Source organism: Mycolicibacterium hippocampi (assembly GCF_010723735.1).
Lineage (GTDB): Bacteria > Actinomycetota > Actinomycetes > Mycobacteriales > Mycobacteriaceae > Mycobacterium > Mycobacterium hippocampi.
In genome coordinates this window covers 385,868-403,363 of the sequence record NZ_BLLB01000002.1, presented here as the reverse complement: position 1 = coordinate 403,363, position 17,496 = coordinate 385,868, and the positions used below count along the sequence as shown (strand labels likewise).

Annotated in this window: 21 protein-coding genes; 8 read left to right on the top strand and 13 right to left on the bottom strand. The window is 68.4% G+C overall.

Annotation, left to right across the window (positions count from 1 at the left end; translation table 11 throughout):
- Positions 1 to 9: 9 nt before the first annotated feature.
- Entirely contained in the window at positions 10 to 663 is a 654-nt protein-coding gene (locus tag G6N53_RS02900) for a TetR/AcrR family transcriptional regulator (protein ID WP_163886959.1), read from the bottom strand.
- A gap of 142 nt (positions 664 to 805) precedes the next feature.
- Between G6N53_RS02900 and G6N53_RS02895 the strand changes: the two genes are divergently transcribed.
- Entirely contained in the window at positions 806 to 2,281 is a 1,476-nt protein-coding gene (locus G6N53_RS02895; protein WP_163886957.1) for a flavin-containing monooxygenase, read from the top strand.
- 76 nt (positions 2,282 to 2,357) lie between these two features.
- Here the strand turns inward: G6N53_RS02895 and rraA are convergent, their stop codons facing one another.
- From rraA to G6N53_RS02870, 5 genes are all read right to left on the bottom strand, one after another.
- Positions 2,358 to 2,849 (bottom strand): ribonuclease E activity regulator RraA, encoded by a 492-nt coding sequence (gene rraA, locus G6N53_RS02890; protein WP_163886954.1) that lies wholly within the window; start codon positions 2,847 to 2,849, stop codon positions 2,358 to 2,360.
- 77 nt (positions 2,850 to 2,926) lie between these two features.
- Positions 2,927 to 3,388: a hypothetical protein gene (locus tag G6N53_RS02885; protein ID WP_163886952.1), complete on the bottom strand. Its 462-nt coding sequence runs from the start codon at positions 3,386 to 3,388 to the stop codon at positions 2,927 to 2,929.
- Positions 3,389 to 3,466: 78 nt separating this feature from the next.
- A complete protein-coding gene (locus tag G6N53_RS02880) occupies positions 3,467 to 4,411 on the bottom strand; it encodes a CopD family protein (protein WP_163886950.1) in 945 nt (314 codons plus the stop codon).
- Complete coding sequence (locus G6N53_RS02875) at positions 4,387 to 4,953, bottom strand: copper resistance CopC family protein (protein ID WP_163886948.1); 567 nt, start codon at positions 4,951 to 4,953, stop codon at positions 4,387 to 4,389. The genes G6N53_RS02880 and G6N53_RS02875 overlap by 25 nt, the downstream gene beginning before the upstream one ends.
- Positions 4,954 to 4,964: 11 nt before the next feature.
- Positions 4,965 to 5,621 (bottom strand): DUF6474 family protein, encoded by a 657-nt coding sequence (locus G6N53_RS02870; RefSeq protein WP_163895380.1) that lies wholly within the window; start codon positions 5,619 to 5,621, stop codon positions 4,965 to 4,967.
- A gap of 245 nt (positions 5,622 to 5,866) precedes the next feature.
- Between G6N53_RS02870 and G6N53_RS02865 the strand changes: the two genes are divergently transcribed.
- From G6N53_RS02865 to G6N53_RS02855, 3 genes are all read left to right on the top strand, one after another.
- A complete protein-coding gene (locus G6N53_RS02865) occupies positions 5,867 to 6,919 on the top strand; it encodes a hypothetical protein (RefSeq protein WP_163886946.1) in 1,053 nt (350 codons plus the stop codon).
- A gap of 61 nt (positions 6,920 to 6,980) precedes the next feature.
- Positions 6,981 to 7,472, top strand: a complete 492-nt coding sequence (locus G6N53_RS02860; RefSeq protein WP_163886944.1) for an ImmA/IrrE family metallo-endopeptidase — start codon at positions 6,981 to 6,983, stop codon at positions 7,470 to 7,472.
- On the top strand, positions 7,469 to 8,671 hold the full coding sequence (locus G6N53_RS02855) for a hypothetical protein (protein WP_163886942.1): 1,203 nt from the start codon (positions 7,469 to 7,471) through the stop codon (positions 8,669 to 8,671). Before G6N53_RS02860 ends, G6N53_RS02855 begins: the two co-directional genes overlap by 4 nt.
- On the opposite strand, the gene G6N53_RS02850 is transcribed toward G6N53_RS02855, so the two are convergent.
- The 4 genes from G6N53_RS02850 to sodN all read right to left on the bottom strand — a co-directional run bounded on the left by G6N53_RS02850 (position 8,668) and on the right by sodN (position 11,609).
- Positions 8,668 to 9,066, bottom strand: a complete 399-nt coding sequence (locus G6N53_RS02850; protein WP_163886940.1) for a helix-turn-helix domain-containing protein — start codon at positions 9,064 to 9,066, stop codon at positions 8,668 to 8,670. The genes G6N53_RS02855 and G6N53_RS02850 overlap by 4 nt on opposite strands.
- Before the next feature lie 422 nt (positions 9,067 to 9,488).
- Entirely contained in the window at positions 9,489 to 10,217 is a 729-nt protein-coding gene (locus G6N53_RS02845; RefSeq protein ID WP_163886938.1) for a TMEM165/GDT1 family protein, read from the bottom strand.
- 259 nt (positions 10,218 to 10,476) lie between these two features.
- Positions 10,477 to 11,010, bottom strand: a complete 534-nt coding sequence (locus tag G6N53_RS02840) for a peptidase (protein ID WP_163886936.1) — start codon at positions 11,008 to 11,010, stop codon at positions 10,477 to 10,479.
- A gap of 176 nt (positions 11,011 to 11,186) precedes the next feature.
- Positions 11,187 to 11,609, bottom strand: coding sequence for a superoxide dismutase, Ni (gene sodN / locus G6N53_RS02835; RefSeq protein WP_163886934.1), 423 nt, complete (start codon positions 11,607 to 11,609; stop codon positions 11,187 to 11,189).
- 22 nt (positions 11,610 to 11,631) lie between these two features.
- Between sodN and G6N53_RS02830 the strand changes: the two genes are divergently transcribed.
- The 4 genes from G6N53_RS02830 (at position 11,632) to G6N53_RS02815 (ending at position 14,732) form a co-directional block, all read left to right on the top strand.
- Positions 11,632 to 12,012 carry a S24/S26 family peptidase gene (locus tag G6N53_RS02830; RefSeq protein WP_308206987.1) on the top strand — a complete coding sequence of 127 codons (381 nt, stop codon included), beginning with the start codon at positions 11,632 to 11,634 and terminating at the stop codon, positions 12,010 to 12,012.
- A 479-nt stretch (positions 12,013 to 12,491) separates the two neighbouring features.
- The gene (locus tag G6N53_RS02825) at positions 12,492 to 12,833 is read left to right on the top strand and encodes a rhodanese-like domain-containing protein (protein ID WP_163886932.1); all 342 of its coding nucleotides are present in this window, start codon (positions 12,492 to 12,494) and stop codon (positions 12,831 to 12,833) included.
- A gap of 26 nt (positions 12,834 to 12,859) precedes the next feature.
- The gene (locus tag G6N53_RS02820) at positions 12,860 to 13,906 is read left to right on the top strand and encodes a DUF4328 domain-containing protein (RefSeq protein WP_163886930.1); all 1,047 of its coding nucleotides are present in this window, start codon (positions 12,860 to 12,862) and stop codon (positions 13,904 to 13,906) included.
- Between the two features lie 4 nt (positions 13,907 to 13,910).
- Positions 13,911 to 14,732 carry a glycerophosphodiester phosphodiesterase gene (locus G6N53_RS02815; protein ID WP_163886928.1) on the top strand — a complete coding sequence of 274 codons (822 nt, stop codon included), beginning with the start codon at positions 13,911 to 13,913 and terminating at the stop codon, positions 14,730 to 14,732.
- Here G6N53_RS02815 and G6N53_RS02810 read toward each other — a convergent pair.
- The 3 genes from G6N53_RS02810 to G6N53_RS02800 form a co-directional block, all read right to left on the bottom strand.
- Positions 14,729 to 15,283 carry a ferritin gene (locus tag G6N53_RS02810; RefSeq protein WP_163886927.1) on the bottom strand — a complete coding sequence of 185 codons (555 nt, stop codon included), beginning with the start codon at positions 15,281 to 15,283 and terminating at the stop codon, positions 14,729 to 14,731. The two genes, G6N53_RS02815 and G6N53_RS02810, sit on opposite strands and share 4 nt — an antisense overlap.
- A gap of 141 nt (positions 15,284 to 15,424) precedes the next feature.
- On the bottom strand, positions 15,425 to 16,399 hold the full coding sequence (locus tag G6N53_RS02805) for an LCP family protein (protein WP_371870795.1): 975 nt from the start codon (positions 16,397 to 16,399) through the stop codon (positions 15,425 to 15,427).
- A gap of 326 nt (positions 16,400 to 16,725) precedes the next feature.
- Positions 16,726 to 17,493 (bottom strand): CPBP family intramembrane glutamic endopeptidase, encoded by a 768-nt coding sequence (locus G6N53_RS02800; RefSeq protein ID WP_163886924.1) that lies wholly within the window; start codon positions 17,491 to 17,493, stop codon positions 16,726 to 16,728.
- Positions 17,494 to 17,496 lie beyond the last annotated feature (3 nt).

Sequence of the window (17,496 nt, the reverse complement as noted above, 5' to 3'; positions counted from 1 at the left end):
ACCGACAGGCTAGGTGGCATCTCCGTAGATGCTGGTGGTCCACATGTGCACGAGGTTGTCGAGCACGCGATGGTCGGGCAGTGCAGGCTGGTGGTCGGCGAACGACGCCGTCATCACCGCTTCGTTGAGCAGGTTGAGCGACGTCGACAACTCGAGGGCAGGCAGCGTCACGGGCGCGGCCCCTGCGGCCCGTTCGGCCTCGATCACCACTGCGATGTGATCGATCCAGCGCTGCATCGAGGTTGCCCACAGGGCGCGGGCCTCGGAGTTGGCGGACTTGACCGCGACCGTCGCGGCGCAGACCGCGCGATGGGCGCCGAAGGTCTGGAAGAACGCGTTGATGCCGTCGCGCCAGATGCCGCGGCGGTCGGCGGAACGATTCGCGATCAGCCCCTGCAGGGCGGTATCGGCCTCGTCGATCACCCGCTCGAGCAGCGTCAGCAGCACGGCGTCCTTGGAAGGGAAATAGAAGTAGAACGTCGGCCGGGAGAGCCCGGCACCCCTGGCGAGGTCGTCCACCGAGATCTCGGCCAACGACCGGTCCTCGAGCAGGCGCTCGGCGGTCTCCAGGATGGCCAGTTCCCGGTCGTCGCCGGAAGGGCGTGCGGCGCGTCTGCCCCGACCGGGGCGCGCCTGGCTGGCGGCCGTCACGGCAGTGACCATTCGACCGGGGTCACGGCGGTGACAATCTGGCCAGGGTCACGGTAGTGACAATTCGGCAGTGCTCACCACGCCGACTTTACAGCATGTCGAATTTCTCAACAGGATGTTGACTCATTCAACATGGCGTTGATAGCTTGACACCATGACCGAATTTGTCGACGTAGTGATCGTGGGCGCCGGTATCTCCGGCATCAGCGCCGCCTGGCATCTGCAAGACCGCTGTCCCGGCAAGAGCTATGTGATCCTGGAACGCCGTGCCAACCTCGGCGGTACCTGGGATCTGTTCAAGTACCCCGGCATCCGCTCGGACTCCGACATGTTCACGCTGGGCTTCCGGTTCAAACCGTGGACGTCCGAGAAGGCCATCGCCGACGGTCCGGACATCATGTCCTACCTCAAAGACACCGTCGCCGAATACGGCATCGACAAGCACATCCGCTACGGGCAGAACGTCAAGACCGCCGACTGGTCCGACGCCGACAACCGCTGGACGGTCACCGTCGACCGTGACGGTGAGCAGGTGGAGATCTCCGCGCGCTACCTGATGGCATGCAGCGGCTACTACAACTACGACCAGGGCTACTCGCCCGAGTTCGCGGGGTCGGAAGACTTCGAGGGCACCATCGTCCATCCGCAACACTGGCCCGAGGACCTCGACTACGCGGGCAAGCGGATCGTCGTGATCGGAAGTGGTGCCACCGCTGTCACTCTCATTCCGGCACTTGTCAATTCGGGTTCCGGACATGTGACGATGCTGCAGCGCTCGCCGACCTTCATCGCCGCACTGCCCGACGTCGACCCGTTCACGGTGCAGACCAACAAGCGTCTGCCGGAGAAGGTTGCCTACGTGCTGAACCGGTGGAAGAGCATCCTGGCGCAGTCGGGCCAGTACCAGATCGCGCGCCGGTTCCCGGACACGTTCCGCAAACAGTTGCTGACGATGGCCCGCCGCCGGCTGCCCGAGGGTTTCGACGTCGACAAGCACTTCAACCCGCGGTACAACCCGTGGGACGAGCGAGTGTGCCTGGCGCCCAACGGGGATCTGTTCAAGACCATCCGCGCCGGCAAGGCCGACGTCGTCACCGACACCATCGAGCGGTTCACCGAGACCGGGATCCAACTGTCCTCCGGGCAGCATCTCGATGTCGACATCATCGTCACGGCAACGGGTTTGAACTTGCAACTGTTCGGCGGGGCGACGATCTCCCGCAACGGCAAGGCGATCGAACTCAACGACACCATGGCCTACAAGGGCACGATGCTCACCGACATGCCGAACATGGCGTTCACGATCGGATACACCAACGCGTCGTGGACGCTGAAGGCCGACCTGGTGTCCGAGTTCTTCTGCCGGATCATCAACTACATGGACGACAACGGATACGACAAGGTCGAACCGAAGCATCCCGGCAGCGCCGTCGACGAACGGCCGCTGATGGACTTCACGCCGGGCTACGTCCTGCGCGCGCTGGACTATCTGCCCAAGGCCGGCTCTCGCGCACCCTGGCGCCTCAAGCAGAACTACCTGCTCGACCTGCAGTTGATCCGCAGGGGCAAGGTCGACGACGCGGCACTGGAGTTCTCCAGGCACCGGGTGCCCGCGGCCAGCACGGCGTAGCAGCGATTCAGCCTCCGGCGACGATCATCGTGCGTCGCCTCCGGCGACGATCACCGTGCGTCGCCTCCGGCGACGATCACCGTGCGTCGCCTCCGGCGACGATGACAATGCCGTCGTCGTCGCTGTAGGCGATCTCGCCGGGCACGAACAGCACGCCGCCGAACTCCACAGCCGCGTCGCGCACCCCGTCACCGGTCTTGGTGCTCTTGCGCGGATTGGTGCCCAGCGCCTTGATGCCGATGTCGAGGGTGCGCAGTGTCGCCGCATCCCGCACCGCGCCGTTGATGATCAGACCGGACCACCCGTTGGACCGGCCCAGCTCGGCGATCACGTCGCCGACCAGTGCGGTGTGCAGGGAGCCGTCGCCGTCGATCACCAGCACCCCACCGTCGCCCGGCTCGCCGAGCACCGACTTGAGCAGTGCGTTGTCCTCGAAGCATCGCACCGTGGTGATCGGCCCCGCGAATTGCGAACGGCCACCGTACTGGGTGAGCTGTAGATCGCAACTGCGGACATCGGGGCCGATCTCGTCGACGAGGTCGGCAGTGGGGCGCGGCGTAACGGTCACCGCGCCATTATGACGGCGTGCACGAACTGTGCGAGCCGCGGTTCGGCATCTGCCCGCAGGGTCGAGCTGTTGTCGGGTCAGTCGCCGTTACCGCGCCGGGCCACGTACACCACCGCGGCGATCGCCAGCAGCGCGGTGAGCAGCGCCGCCGCAATGGGCAGACGGGACGAGTCGTAGTCCTCACGCTGGGCCGGCGGGGGGCCGGAGACAGCGTTGCTTGCGGTGGCGACCGCCGACTTCGCTTGGGCTGCAGCCTCGTTGGCGGCCGAGCTCAGATCACCGTTGGTTTCAGCGAGTTGCGTGGCAGCCGGTTGGGCCTTCTTGGGGGGCGCCTTCTTGGCCGGTGTGGCCTTCTTCGCAGGCACCGACTTCTTGGCGGCTGCCGCTTTCTTCGCGGGCGCCTTCTTCACCGGCTTGGCCTTCTTGGCGGGCGCGGCCTTCTTCGCGGCGGGGGCCTTCTGCGCCGGCGGCGGCGGCGGCTCATTTGCAGGGGTTGCGGCATCGGGACTTTCGTCGGGCCGATCCGGCTGGTCTGCCATGTCGCTGCTCCTTTTGAGTGGTCTGCACCCGGCAGTGTTCCCCATCATGCCAGGTCGCATATCGGCCGCAGGCCGGTGTCATCCGGTGAGCGCCAGTGTCGCGGCCGCGGCCAGTGTCACGGCCATCAGCCCCAGTTCGGTGTACGCGCGGGTTCTCGAGACGACCGACGTGGTCCGGTGGGTGCGGGCGGCGGGAAGCCAGCTCGACCGGTTGCGCCATGCCAGCGCGACGAGCGCAACGGTGAGCGCGATCTTGGCGCTCAGCACCCTGCCGTACCCACTCGTGTACAGCTCGGCGGGCGAACGGAGCACCACCGCCGCGCCGAGGCCGCCCGCGGCGAGCAGCACCGCCACGCACCCCAGGGAGAGCTGGGAGAACCGAGGCAACACCCGCGCCCACTGCCCGCGGTGTTCGACGGTGAGCACCAGTGCGGCGAGCACCCCGCACCACAGTGCCGCGGCCAGTGCGTGCACCGCGATCGCGGCGCCGCCCCACGGGCTCAGCGACAAGTGCCCGGTCAGAGGATGACCGACGATGCCGATCCCCGCGAGGCCGGCAGCGACGACACACACCGGGCCCGACCGCGGCGCCAGTGCCGCGATCAGACACGCCGCCGCCGCGGTGACGACCGTGAGCAGGCCCGCCCGGCCCGGGGCGGTGTCCAGCGTGAACGCGACGGCGGTGCGCGCCCCGACGCGGGTGACGTCGGTCCCGGTCAACTCGGCGCTCGCGATCACCAGCCGGATCAGCTCGGTGACCAGCCAGACCGCCGAGGCGACGACCAGTGGCGCCCTCGCGGTCCGGATGAGCTCGTCACGGTGGCGGCCGGCGTCCAGGACGGGTGCCACGGCCAGGCCGAGCGTGAGGACCGCGGCACCGTCGGCCGCCGCCCGGGCCAGCGACGGGGCCAGCGCAGCGGCGGGATAGGCCAGCGCCCAGGCTGTCACGCACGCCGCAGCGGTGACGAGCACACCGCCGGCCACCGCCCGGCGACGGGTCACGAATTGCGCCGAACCGCCCATACCGCGCCGGCGGCCACAAGCACCGTCACCCCCGCGACGAACGGCCAGATCGGCAGCCCGTCGGCGTCGGTGTCCGATGCCGGTGGAGCGTCCGGACCCGGTGAGGGCGACGTCGTCGGCTCCGGGGCCGTGCCGGCGGCCGGCAGCAGCCGGTACGACCACGAGCCCGACACGACGTGCCCGTCGGCCGAAGTGGCCCGGTAGTTCACGGTGTAGTCCCCGGCCGGCGCCCCGGGGCGCACTCCGACGCTGATCACCGCGCCGTCGACGGAGGGCTCTCCGTCGGACCAGCCGACACCGTCGGGACCGATCACGGTCATCGCCGCGAACTGGGCCTGCATGGCTTCGTTGAACGTCGCGCTGACCCGGGCAGGCGCCTCGGTCAGCTCGGAATTCTCGGCGGGATCCTCAGCGATCCTCGCGGCGTGGGCGGCCGCCACACCGGCGGCAGCCAGCGCACCGGTGACGAGCGCGACGGACAACGCGGCCACGGCGATGAGCCGGGTCACGACGGCGGGTAGCCCGCGCTGGGGTGCTCTCATCTGATCGAGGGTCAGGCCACGCCCAGGCGCGCCATCAGGTCGGCGTCGATTCCGTCGAGCTGTTCGGCGATCGCGGCATGGGCAGCGCGCCGACGTGCCGTCGGCATGTTCTCGGCCGCGGTGACCGCGGCCGCCAGATCACTGAGGCGCTCGGTGATGGCGCTGACGAACTGCTTGGTCTCCGCATCCTTGGGCTTCTTCGCCGACAACTGACGCAGCGAGTGCTCGGCGCCGGCGATTCGAGCCGAGAACTGCGCGCCATGCCCGGAGAACTGTCCGAGCTGGCTCAGCGGAACGCCCAGCTTGTCGGCGCGACGTTCGTCGATCAGCCCGCGAGCAGCGATCGAGGCGCGGTACACCAGCGGCACCACCACCGGCGCGAGCAAACGCGACACGGTCAGCGCCCTGCGAACCTTCGTGGGGGAGAACAACTTGCCCTCCCGGACTGCCTTCAGCTCGGTTTCAGCAACCTTGAGAGCGGTCCTGTCACTGTCACGCTGTGCTTTGAGCTGCGCCTTGAGGGCGCGGGCCTGTGCCTTCTGCTCCGCCTTGAACCTGCGGACATCGTTCTTGGCCGACAGCTTGGCTTCGAGCTTCGCCTTCGCCTTGATGGCGCGGGCTTCGGCCCTGCGGGTAGCACGGGATTTGCGTCGCTTGAACAGGCTCATCCCTGCGGCCTCCCAGATCTTGTCGTCGACACCTCCCGCCGGATGTCCGGCGGTCACGCTGACCAAACCCTAGCGTTCGGCACACTCCACGGTGGCCGCGGCCCGACGACCAAGGCGTTTGGGCTTCTCAGCAAACCGCGCATCACGATTGTGCGAGAATCGGACCCATCATCTGGTCAAACGGCGCCGGCGACGTCGACGGCCATGGACGTCGAGGGCCATGTACGTCGAGGGGGGGTGACGACGTGGGTTCGCGTGCGCGGATGGCTGCGGCGGCCTGCCTCTTGGCCTCCGGGCTGCTGACGGGCGGCGTCGGCGCGGCCAGTGCGTTCGCCGACCCGGGACAATCCACCGGCGACGGGACCTCGAGCCGCAAGTCCGACCCGGCCGGCCGCAGTACCGACACGTCGTCGGGCACCCGCCGGCACGACACCGCCACTCCGGGGAACGGCAGTGGCCCCGTCCGTGAGAAACGTGCCGATGGAGCCGACCGACCCGACCGACCCGACCGGGACCTGCCAGACCGCGAGGACCGCGAGGACCGCGAATCGCCGGTTGGCGAGGAAGGCCAGACTGACGAGCCGGCGAACGAGCTGGATCCCGAGGTGCCCGCTGACGACGCTCTCGACGTTGTCGCCCGTGACGGCCAGCAGGCAGCGGACAGGAAGCTGTGGCCGCCGTGTTGTGAGAACCCGGAGCAGGAGGGGGACTGCCCGCCCTGGTGGCCCCGGCCGGACCCAGACACCGACGAACCACCGACATCCGAGAGCGGTAGCGGTGGCCGCCCCGAGGTGGACCTGCCCGCCGGTCTCCCGTTCACCCCCCCGAGGGCAGTGACCCCGGAGTTCTCCCCGCCGGTCGGCGACCCGATAGACCCCGACGTCGTGGACGTGGTGCCGGTCGGCGGGCTGGCAGCGAGCGGGACGCCGGGGAGCCCGGTGAGCATGCCCGTTCTCGTACCGGCACCGAGCGGTGCCGGTCCGCGGTCGGGACCCGGGACGGGTGGGGCGGGCTCGCCGCTGTCGAACGGTCCGCGCCAGGGGACTGCCGAGCCGCTGCCCGCCCGGCAGCCGCCGCCCGCCACCGCCGGCAGCAACGTCGCCGTGGGAGCGTCGTCCTACCGGGTGGGCTACGGCGAGTATCTGCGTGCAGCCGGTCTCTCGCAGATCGCAGTGCTCGCAGTGCCGGGTCTGGCGGGAATCCTGGTGCTCACCGGCGCCGGTGGATTGCTCGGTTACCGCCAGGCCAAAGCCGGCCACGCGGTGCGCACCAGCGGCATCGCCCGGTACATGAACTAGCAAGAACGGTCGCTTCGCAGCACGCAGCAGCGGATAGTGAACGATACGGAGAGGGGGTCATATGTCTGCGAGCCGGCGCGTCACCCGCGCGGTCAATGAGGTTCTCGACCTCGCCCCGAAGGAGGGGGAGGTGTCGCTGACCCGGTTGGTCGACGCGGTCAGCACCGACCGCGGGCGGCCGATCGAGATCACGATGGCCGACCTACCGGCCGGTGTGTGCGGCCAGTGGCGGCAGTACACCGACCACGACGTGTTCCTGATCCAGAAGGGGCTGCCCGCGTGGGATCGCACGCTGGCGCACGAACTCGGCCACCTGGTGCTGGGACACGAGGGAATCCCGGTGGTCCAGGCGGCCAGGGACCAGACCGAGATGGCCAGCTCCGAGCTCATCGGTTACATGCTCAACCAACGCACCGGTTGCATGGGCCCGAGCGGGGAGGACGCGGAGCAGGAAGCCGAGGACTTCGCCGCGCTGCTGATCTACCGACTCGGCCGGCTTCCCTCCGACCGCGCCTCGATCGTCCAGGTTCGTCTCGGAGAGGCGTTTGGTTGATCATCTGGGTGATCGCCGGTCTTCTGGGACTGGCCACCGGCCTGCGCATCGGGTGGGCGCTGGTCAACAAGCAGTCGCTGGTGAGTACCGCGATGATCCTGGCACTGGGCAGCCTGGGCGTGGTGGCGGCCCTCAACTGGCAGCCGCTGACGCTGCTGATCGACACATTGCTGAAGTGGCCGAACATCTCGATCGGGCTCAGTCAGGTGGCGCTGATCGGCTGTGCCGCAGGCAGCTGCGTGATGATCACCACGGTGTCGTCGGTGCGGACTCCGGCGACGGCCAAGAAGATCGCCATCGCGCAGTACAGCGTGGCGGCCGTGATCGCGGGGGCGAGCCTGGCCCTCTTCTTCGCCGACGGACGACAACCGGAGATGTCGCCGGAGGAGTACCTCAGGCGCAATCTCGGCTCCGGTGGCACGTCGCTACCTTGGCTGCTGCCGATGCTGTACGTGCTCCTGGCGCTGAGCCTGGTGGCGTGGGCCGGGCTTCGGCACTCCAACCGGACCCGGCGTGGGCGTGCCCTGTTCGTGTTCACGGTCGGGATCGTGCTGATCGTTCTTGCGCTGGCGTTTGTCATGCTGCGCGCCGTCGGCACCAGCGGGCTCGTCGGGATCGGCGCGGCAGCGACGCTGCTGGGGTGCGCGATGCTCGTCGTCGCCGCCGGATCGCTGCTGCCCAGCCTGGAGGACTGGTTCGGGGCGCGGCGGGAGCTGCGGATGATCCAGCCGCTTCTCGACGAGCTCGGCCATCGCCACCCCGACGTCGGGATCGGGGTCCGGCCGCGGGGGCCGCTGGCCTTCCGGGTGGCCGAGCGGATGTCGCTGATCTCCGACGCGCTGTTCCTGGAGGCCACCGCGGCCGATGGTGCGCTACGCCGCGTCGACGCGGCCACGGCCGGGCACGGCGGTTCCGGCGGTCTCGCCGACCTGGACCCGCCGGAGGTCCCGCCGGTCGAGCAGGCGGAGGCCATCGCCAGATGGTTGCACGCAGGTAGCGGCGGGAAGACACGCACCGCTCAGGCGGCGTTCCCGGGTCTGGCCTGGCTCCGCCAACCGGCTACCTATTCCGACCGGGAGTGGATCCTCGAGATCGCTCGCCAGTTTCGCCGCCTTGCGCCTGAATCCGCTGGCATCACCGGGAGCGCTCGGGCCGAGGCCGATTCGCCGGCCGACGGGCCGAGCGCTGAGCCGGGCTAACTATCGAGATTCTCGCGACGACGCAGTTCGTCGACCTTCTGCGAGATATCCTGTTTGGCTTCGGCGGACAACCCGACCGTGCGCGCCGCAATCCGGCGAACACCCTCGTCGCGCATCCCGGCCAGCCAGGTCAGCTCCTTGTCGAGCTTCTCGTAGTACTCGTCGTCGGTGAAGTACGCGGGCTTGATCCGGAAGAAGTTGGCAAGCGCCGCCATCGTTGCCTGGGACGGGTTGGTTCGGTTGCCGGACCGCAGCTGCGACAGGTAGGGCGCGGACATGGTCACGCCCTCGGCCTTCAGGGCGGCGATCACCTCGGCCGAGGTGTGCGGGCCGCGTCCCGGCGGGTAGACGACGTCGAACAGCCGGTTCAGGCGAGCGGCAAACGTATTGCTCATCGGGTTGACCTCCACATGCAGACAAGCGGTGATTTCAGGGCGGCGTATTTGCTGCTCATCGTAGCGACAGTTAAGTCCACAACCAAGTGCAAACCGAGTAAAAGTTAACCCGGTTCCCGGATGAGGTCCGCCGCTGCTGCCGTCAACGGCGTCGCTGGTAGCGGCTGATACCGCCACAGTACGGTGCGGCTAAGCAAATAATAACGGCATCGTAGCCAGCATACTCCCGGCACCTGGATCGGCCCATCAGAAAAGTTTCCTCAATCTTTCACGGCAACCTTCACTTTTCTGGCACACACGGTTTCCGTCGTTTGCTGGCCGGTTTCCGGGATATCTCCGGCCGGCAGCCGGGGATGCCGCTCCACGCCATGTGGCGGCCCACAGTTGGGCTGCGAACGCGCAACGGGCGGCCGGGACAAGTGTCAGTAGCCAGTGGCAGTTCGGTGGGGGTCCGCCGACGTTTCCTGGGCATTGAGCTTCGCGGCCTGGCGGCGCTCGCGAACCCACGCTGCCACGGCGGCGCCGATGGCCACTGCCGCCACCACAGTGGTCACCGCGACCGCCATCCACGGCAGGCCCAGGCCGCCGTCGAAGAACAGGAAGAGTCCGAAGAGCAGGAACAGCACGCTGGCCAGCCCATGCAGGAAGCGTTCGGGCAGGCGCTTGTGCATGAGCGTGCCGACCGCGATGGCCACTCCGTCCGCCAGCACCATGCCGATCGTCGCGCCGATCCACACGCCGGCCCAGCTGTGCTCACTGGCCAGTGCGACGGTCGCCAGCATCGTCTTGTCGCCGAGTTCGGCGAGCACGAACGACGACACGATCGCGAACAGCACGAAGCGGGGCTCGGCGAGCCGGACGCCGTCCTCGCCGTCCTCGTCGCCCTCGCCGCGGGCCCGCCAGGTCCACACCGCGAACAGCAGGAAGGCGATGGACGCGGCGAACGCAATGGGACGTTCGGGCAGTGACATCCCGAGGAAATGGCCGATGGCCACCGACAGGCCGTGCACGAGAACGGCCGCGACCGCCACCCCGGACAGCACCACCCACCAGCGGTGACGCAGCGAATACGTCATGGTGATCAATTGGGACTTGTCGCCGAGTTCGGCGACGAACACCACTGCGAGGCTTACCAGGATGGCGGTGAGCATGGACACGACCTCTCGACGCTCCGCCGACAGGTCAGTGTTCTCGACCTGCCAGGCTTCGGTCGAAGGTCTCGCCCACCGCTACGGACGCGGTTCGGGTGCCGGGCTCACGCCAGTATGTCGACACCACGATTGGGGGCTACTCCCCTTCGCTGACTTCACCGACGTTAGTCGCCGATCGCCGAGAGCGCCACCGCGGGGCGGGATTTCGGGAAGCCGAATCCAGTGTTCCCCGCACACGAATGTCTGGGTTCGAAAGTCCTTACGCGGCAAGGAGCATGGCGAGGATGGCGGTGTCCGGGTGGCTGATCGGGTCGACGCCGACACGGCTGACCATCGACGTCACGGTGCCGTCCGACTCGGCTTCGACCCAGGCCGCACGGTGTTCCAGACCGAGATGCGGCAGGCCGGGCAGCAACACGCATCCTGACGCCGCACCGTTGCACTCGGGCAGCGACGGAGTGGTTTCCGAAGGAGGGTGCAGCATCAACAGCGCCGGCGGCTGGCGATGCGCGAAATGACCAGGGGCCATGGCGGATTCGCCGACAACAGTGCCCTCGGCGAGGACCAGGCCGACGGTGCCGGGTTCCGGTTCGTCCGGGAGTTCTTCTCTGGCCCCGAAAACGGTTGTGGTGGAGAGCAATCCCGGCAGCGATGCGACGCGGACCGCGACCATGAGAAGCTGCGCCCACTCCTTCGTCGAATCCGGCCAGCGACCGGAGACCACAAAACCTTTGAGTGACCCACGTGAATGAAACGGGGCGATCTCGATCGCCCGGCCGGACCCTAGATCCATTACGCCTCCTGGCACCCTCGCAGAAATGCCCGACACGACTGTGGGTCGATCCGCTCAGAATGCGGCAAACACCCACTGGCACGCAAGTGGACACGAGTGCCAACCGGCAAAACGAAACCCGGCTCGGTACGGGACCGAGCCGGGTTTGATGTCAGTGGTGGTGTGCCAGGGTGACGTCAGGCGGGCGGGTAGACCCCCATGCCCTTGGCCTTCTCGGTCTGCCAGAAGATGTCGGCGATCTCGTCGATGGTCTTCAGCAGCTTCTCGGCCACGGCGATGTCGAGCGACTTCTTCACATCGCCCGCGCCGTGCACGCCGTCCCAGAACAGCTGGTGCAGGTTGGGGAACTGCTCGAAGTGGTCCTTAGTGAAGAAATCGGCCCACAACACCATCAGGTGATGCTTGACCTCTTCGGCGCGCTGCTCCTTGATCAGGATCGCGCGGACCTTGAAGTGTTCGTCGTCCGAGTCGTGGTACTTCTGCAGCGTCTTGAGGCAGGACAGCGCTTCGATCTTTGCCTGCGCGGGGTCGTAGACGCCGCAGTACAGGTCGCAGTGGGCGTGGGCGGGGGTGGCGTTGGAGAAAAGTCGATGCAGCATGGTCCTAACTTACCCTTAGGCGATGCGCCGTAACCATGGGCCGCGACCTGATTCCCGACGCTGGCCGATCCGGCGTTTCGTGGTCGTCGAGGACTCGATGCGCCCGGCGCTGCGCCCCGGTGACGGACTGCTGGCGCTGCGCGACGGCGATCCGCGGCACGGCCAGTTGCGTGTCTTTCGCCATCCGGAGAAGTCGTCGCAGTGGCTCGTCAAACGTGTCGGCGAGGTGTATCGCGGGCAGAATAGCGTGACCTTCGAAGCCCGCTCGGACAACCCGGACGCCGCCGGCGCCGCTGATTCCCACGATTTCGGCTGGGTGCCGGCCGCTGGTTCCTACCGGGTGGTGTGGAAGATCAGAAGAGGACGATCAGGGCCAGGAAACCCAGCAGCACGAGAGCGATGAGCCCGGCCCGCAGGAATGCCATGAGCTGGCTGCGGTTGTAGACACGCGATGAGGCGTGCCACTCCGACGGTGGGAAGGCAGGCCCTGAGTCCATCGACGACGACGCCATCAGATGCTCCTCACCAACACGTGCAAGTACCTCCCCCAGTGAGATCAGTCACACAAAACGACTGTGTGACGTCGATCATAACCTCTCTTGTTCGCTGTTGAGAAATCGGGACCGGGCTGCCGCCCCACGACCCAATTACTTAGCAGTGCGAGCCATTTCGCTCGCGCGGTGCCGGGCCTGTTGATCGCTCGGGCGTGGCGGCGGTGGGTTGTCCACAGCAAGAGGGGTCGGTCGGCCCCGCCGGGGCGCTCAGGACGGTGAATGGTGTTTCTGGCCTGTGGATAGACCTGTGGAAACTGTGGATAGCTCTCAGATAGCTGCCGGGTGGAGCAGGTGGTGCCCGGCCCCGCAGTCGTGCCAGCATGTGGTCATGGATGACACGGCGGTGCCCCAGGCAGCAATCGGCGACGTGCCTGCGACCTTCGGCGACGGGGTGGTCCTGCTCGACGTACGCGAAGACGACGAGTGGCAGCAGGGCCACGCGCCGGGCGCGCAGCACATACCGATGGGGGACGTCCCCGCGCGGATGGCCGAGGTCGACCCCGCGGCCCGGCTGTACGTGATCTGCCACTCCGGCGGCCGGTCACAGCGGGTCGCACAGTATCTGGCACACCGCGGCTACCAGCCGGTCAACGTCAGCGGCGGGATGTCGGCCTGGGCGGGTGCCGGCCGTCCCGTGGTGCGCGACGGGGGCGGCGCGGGCACGGTGTGAGCGGGCCGCCCCATTAGGCTGATCAGATGATCCAGGTGTGTTCCCAGTGCGGGACGCGGTGGAACGTACGCGACCGGCAGCGGGTCTGGTGTCCACGCTGCAACGGCACGCTGCTTGCACCGTCGGGCCCCTCCGGTGCGCAGGAGTGGGGACCCGGCCAGGCGCCGGCCCGCAACGCCGCCCGACCTCCCGGACCGGCGCTCCCGTCGGGATACCGCTGGGTCGCGGTGCGCCCCGGCACGCCGCCCCCACCGCGTCGCGCGCGGCGCGAACTCGGGCCGACACCGCGTTACCCGGTCATTCCGCGCTGGGGTCTGGTGGAACACTTCGACGCTCCCGCCGAGCAGCAAGCCCAGCGCGGCGGCCCGTCGGTGACCGCGGTGCGGGTCACCCTGGTGGCGGCCATGGCGGTGCTCGGCGCCGCGGCGTTGGTCCACTTGGTCCGCTACGCCCTGCTGATCGTCAACCGCACCACGCTTCTCCACCCATGGGTTGCGGCCGCGGCCACCTGGGGTGGTGTCGCGGTCAGTGTGGTCGCGATGTTCATGGTCGTCGCGAGCGCGCTGCTGCTGACCAACTGGCTGATAGCAAGACGATCGGCTGCGTTCGCCCACCAGGGGCGCCAGGAGCCGCGATCGGTGTGGGCACTGCGGGCGGGCTGTCTGATCCCGGTGGTGAACCTGGCCTGGGCGCCCGTCTACGTCATCGAGTTGGCCGAGGTGGAGTCGCGCCAGAGGTGGCTGCGCCGGCCCATCGTGGCCTGGTGGGCCGTCTGGGGGCTCAGCACGGTGGTGTCGATCTTCTCCTTCGTCACGAGCTTCAGCACCGACCCGCAACGCATCGCCGACAACACCGTGACCACGATCGTCGCCTACCTGCTGGCACTTGCGGCGCTGCTGCTGGCGCTCCAGGTCCTCCTCGGTTTCGAGCGGCAGCCCGTGGAGCGGCCGTCGAGGCGTTGGGTGATGGTCGCGACCGACGAACCCGAGCCCGCCGCGGACCGGGACGCCGCGCCGGAGAAGGACAAAGGCGACCCAGCGGTTGAGCCCGAAGGGCAGAACCCGGCAGCATAGCGATATGAGCTCCGGCGAGACGTTCGGCAGTCACCCGTTCGTGGTGGCCCACCGCGGCGCCTCGGCGGACCGTCCCGAGCACACCCTCGCCGCCTATCAGCTGGCTCTCGAGGAGGGCGCCGACGGTGTCGAATGTGATGTGCGGCTGACCAGGGACGGCCACCTGGTCTGTGTGCACGACCGCAGCCTCGACCGGACTTCCACCGGAACGGGGCTGGTCAGCGAGATGACGCTGGCGGAACTACGCGAGCTGGACTACGGCGCGTGGCATCCGAGCAGGCGTGCCGACGGCAGCCGCGGCGACACCGGGCTGTTGACACTGGAGGATCTGGTCACCCTGGTGCTCGACTGGAACCGGCCGGTCAAGATGTTCATCGAGACGAAGCACCCGGTGCGCTACGGCGCGCTGGTCGAGAGCAAGGTGCTGGCGCTGCTGCATCGGTACGGGATCGCGTCTCCGGCGTCGGCGGCGCTGTCACGGGCCGTGGTGATGTCGTTCTCGGCCGCAGCCGTGTGGCGGGTCCGGCGTGCCGCGCCGATGCTGCCGACGGTCCTGCTCGGGGAGACGTCGCGCTACCTGGGGGGTGGCGCGGCCACCACGGTCGGGGCCACGGCGGTCGGGCCGTCGATCGCGACACTGCGCGACCATCCGGAGTTGGTGGACCGGGCGGCCGCCCAGGGACGCGCCCTCTACTGCTGGACCGTGGATCATTACGAGGACGTGCAGTACTGCCGCGACATCGGTGTGGCCTGGATCGCGACCAATCATCCGGGCCGCACGAAGGCGTGGCTGCAGGATGGCCTGACCGGTGCCGGTCGGGACTAGAGAGCGCCGCCCGCAGCCTTGGGGGCAGCGGGATCACCCGTGGACGTGGCGATCTCGCGGGCGACGAAGTCCTCGAGGTGAAACAGGTCGGCGCCGGCACGTTCGGCGATGCGCACGAGCGTCGTCATCAGCGCGACCTCCTCGACCTGTTCCTTGAGGAACCACTGGACGAACTGCTCGCCCAGATAGTCACCTTCGTCGCGGGCCGTGCCTGCCAACCGGCTGAACTGCTCGGTGACCGCCCGCTCCAGGTCGAGCGCCAGACCGAGCGCGTCGCGCGGTGTCTCGAACGCATTGCGGACGGGCTCGATCGCCGGGATCTCCACGGGCACGCCGCGATCGATGAAGTACTGCACCAGCATCATCGCGTGATTGCGCTCTTCGACCGACTGCCGGTAGAAGAGGTTGGCCAACTGCGGTAGGTCGGCACCGTCGAAGTACACCGCGATGGCCAGGTACTGCTGCGATGCGCCGAGTTCGCTGCGGACCTGTTCGTCGAGCAAGCCGTGGAACTTGGTTTCGGTCGCGTCAGAAGATTCCGTGTTGAGCATGGCCTCAAGATATAGCAGGTCAGACGCTATTGTCAGCGAAGGCGGACCTAACGCAGGCCAGCATATCCTTAGTCTGAACCGCCGTTGTGACGAAAGTTACAGCGCGTCGATAAGTTTGCCAGGCCTAATGGTTTGCCGGGCTCAAGGGTTTGCCGCGTCGAGCACGTCCTGCGGAATTGCCGCGTCCGACGCCAGGGCGGAGAACAGTCGCTGTGCGGCCTCGCTGTTCCACACCACGATCGAGCCGGAGCCGTTGTCGGCGAACTCGCCGATCGGCACGGTGATGGTGGTGATCGAGGACGGGTCCCCGTGCAACGCCCACGCCAGCCGGATCAGATCCCAGAGGTTGTCGCCGTCGTCGACGGTGACGGTGTCGACCGCCGCGCGTGCCATCGGGTACCAGCGCAGGGGGTTCAGCAGCACGGCTGGGCTGGTGGCGCGGTCGACGAGTGCGGACATGAACTGACGCTGATTGGCCATCCGGTCCAGGTCGGCGCGTGGTGTCGCGCGGGTGCGGACGAACCCGAGCGCCGAGCGGCCGTCGAGTTCCTGACATCCGGCGGGGAGCTCGATGCCGGCCAGCGGGTCGCTGATCGGCTCGGCCGGGCACATCGTGACGCCGCCGACGGCGTCGACCAGACCGGCGAACCCGCCGAAACCGATCTCGGCGTAGTGGTCGATGCGCAGTCCGGTGGCTTGCTCGACGGTCTGGGTCAGTAGCGCGGGTCCGCCCAGGGTGAACGCCGCATTGACCTTGTCGGAGCCGTAGCCCGGAATCGGCACGTACGAATCGCGGGGTATCGACACCATGGTCGCCGGGGTCGAGGAGCCGAGGCCGGGCAGATGCACCAACAGGATCGTGTCGGTACGCGCGGAGCCGGAGAAGTCCAGGTCCCCGCCGGTGGCCAGTTCGGCCTGCTGTTCGGGGGTCAGGCCGGCACGGCTGTCCGAGCCGACGAGTAGCCAGGTGGTGCCCGCGCCCTGGGCCGGCCGTTCCGGATAGTCGGTCAGGGCGGCGATGCGGGTCAGTGACGTCTGCACCCAGATCCCGGCCCCGACCGTCGCGGCGCCGAGTACCACGACGCAGGCCACCAAGACGCGCAGCCAGCGTCGCACCCGCCCGGGTTTTCTGCTGGGACGTGCAGGGGCGGCGGGTGGCGGCACCGCTCGCCCGGACGACCGAGGAGGCGGGAACTTGCTGGGTGGGGGAGGCGGGGACTGGCGGGTTGGGGGCGGCGGCGGTCTCCGTCCAGTCGGCGAGGGTGGGGGTCGGCGCGGTGGGGTCGCCGGATTGGGCGGCCAGGCAGGCCGGTAGTTGGGGTCGCGCCGCAGCGCCGGTGGTGGCTCACGGCGACCCGGCGCCCCTCGCGAGGGGGGAGGTGGCGGTGGCGTCGGCCCCGGGAAAGGCGGCCGCTTGTCGGTCACAGCAAGAAATGTACGTCCTACTGCAGCCAGCCGAGGTGACCGGCGAGCAGCGAATACCCGACGAAAGCCGCGACGTCGATCAGCGTGTGCGCGATGATCAGCGGCCACAGCCGGCCGGTGCGCTGCCAGACGTACCCGAACACCAGCCCCATCGCGAGGTTCCCCAAGCCCGCGCCGAACCCCTGGTACAGGTGGTATGCGCCGCGCAGCAGGCTCGAGATCACCAGGGCCACCCACGGGTTGACCCGCAGCTGCCGCAGCCGGGTGAGCAGGAAGCCGACGACGACCACTTCTTCGGCCCATCCGTTGCCGAAGGACAGCAACACCAGCATGGGGATGCGCCACCAGGTGTCGTTCAGCTCGGCAGGTTCCACCGACGCGTTGGCCCCGAGGATCCGGGCGATCTGATAGAGCGCCAGTCCCGGGACGCCGATGAGGGTGGCCAGTCCGATGCCGCCGAGGACGTCCGGTCGCCACCGGATGCGCCCCAACCCGAACCGTGCGGGACCGTAGCCGCTGCGCCACAGCAGGTATACCGCCAGCGCTCCCCACGCCAGCAGCTGGAACAGGCCGGCCAGGCTCAGCCCGAGGTCGATGAGGTCGAAGGAGGAGCGCCGCGGATTGAGGGCCACCGTCTGCCCCGACAGGCCGAGCAGCACGCCTTCGATCAGCCTCAGCAGCGCGGTATAGGCGCTGAGGGCGAACGTGACCGCCAGCACGATGGCGATCTCGATACGCAGCGCACGCCGCTGCACATCGGTCGGTTCGTCGTCGGGGTCGCTCACCGC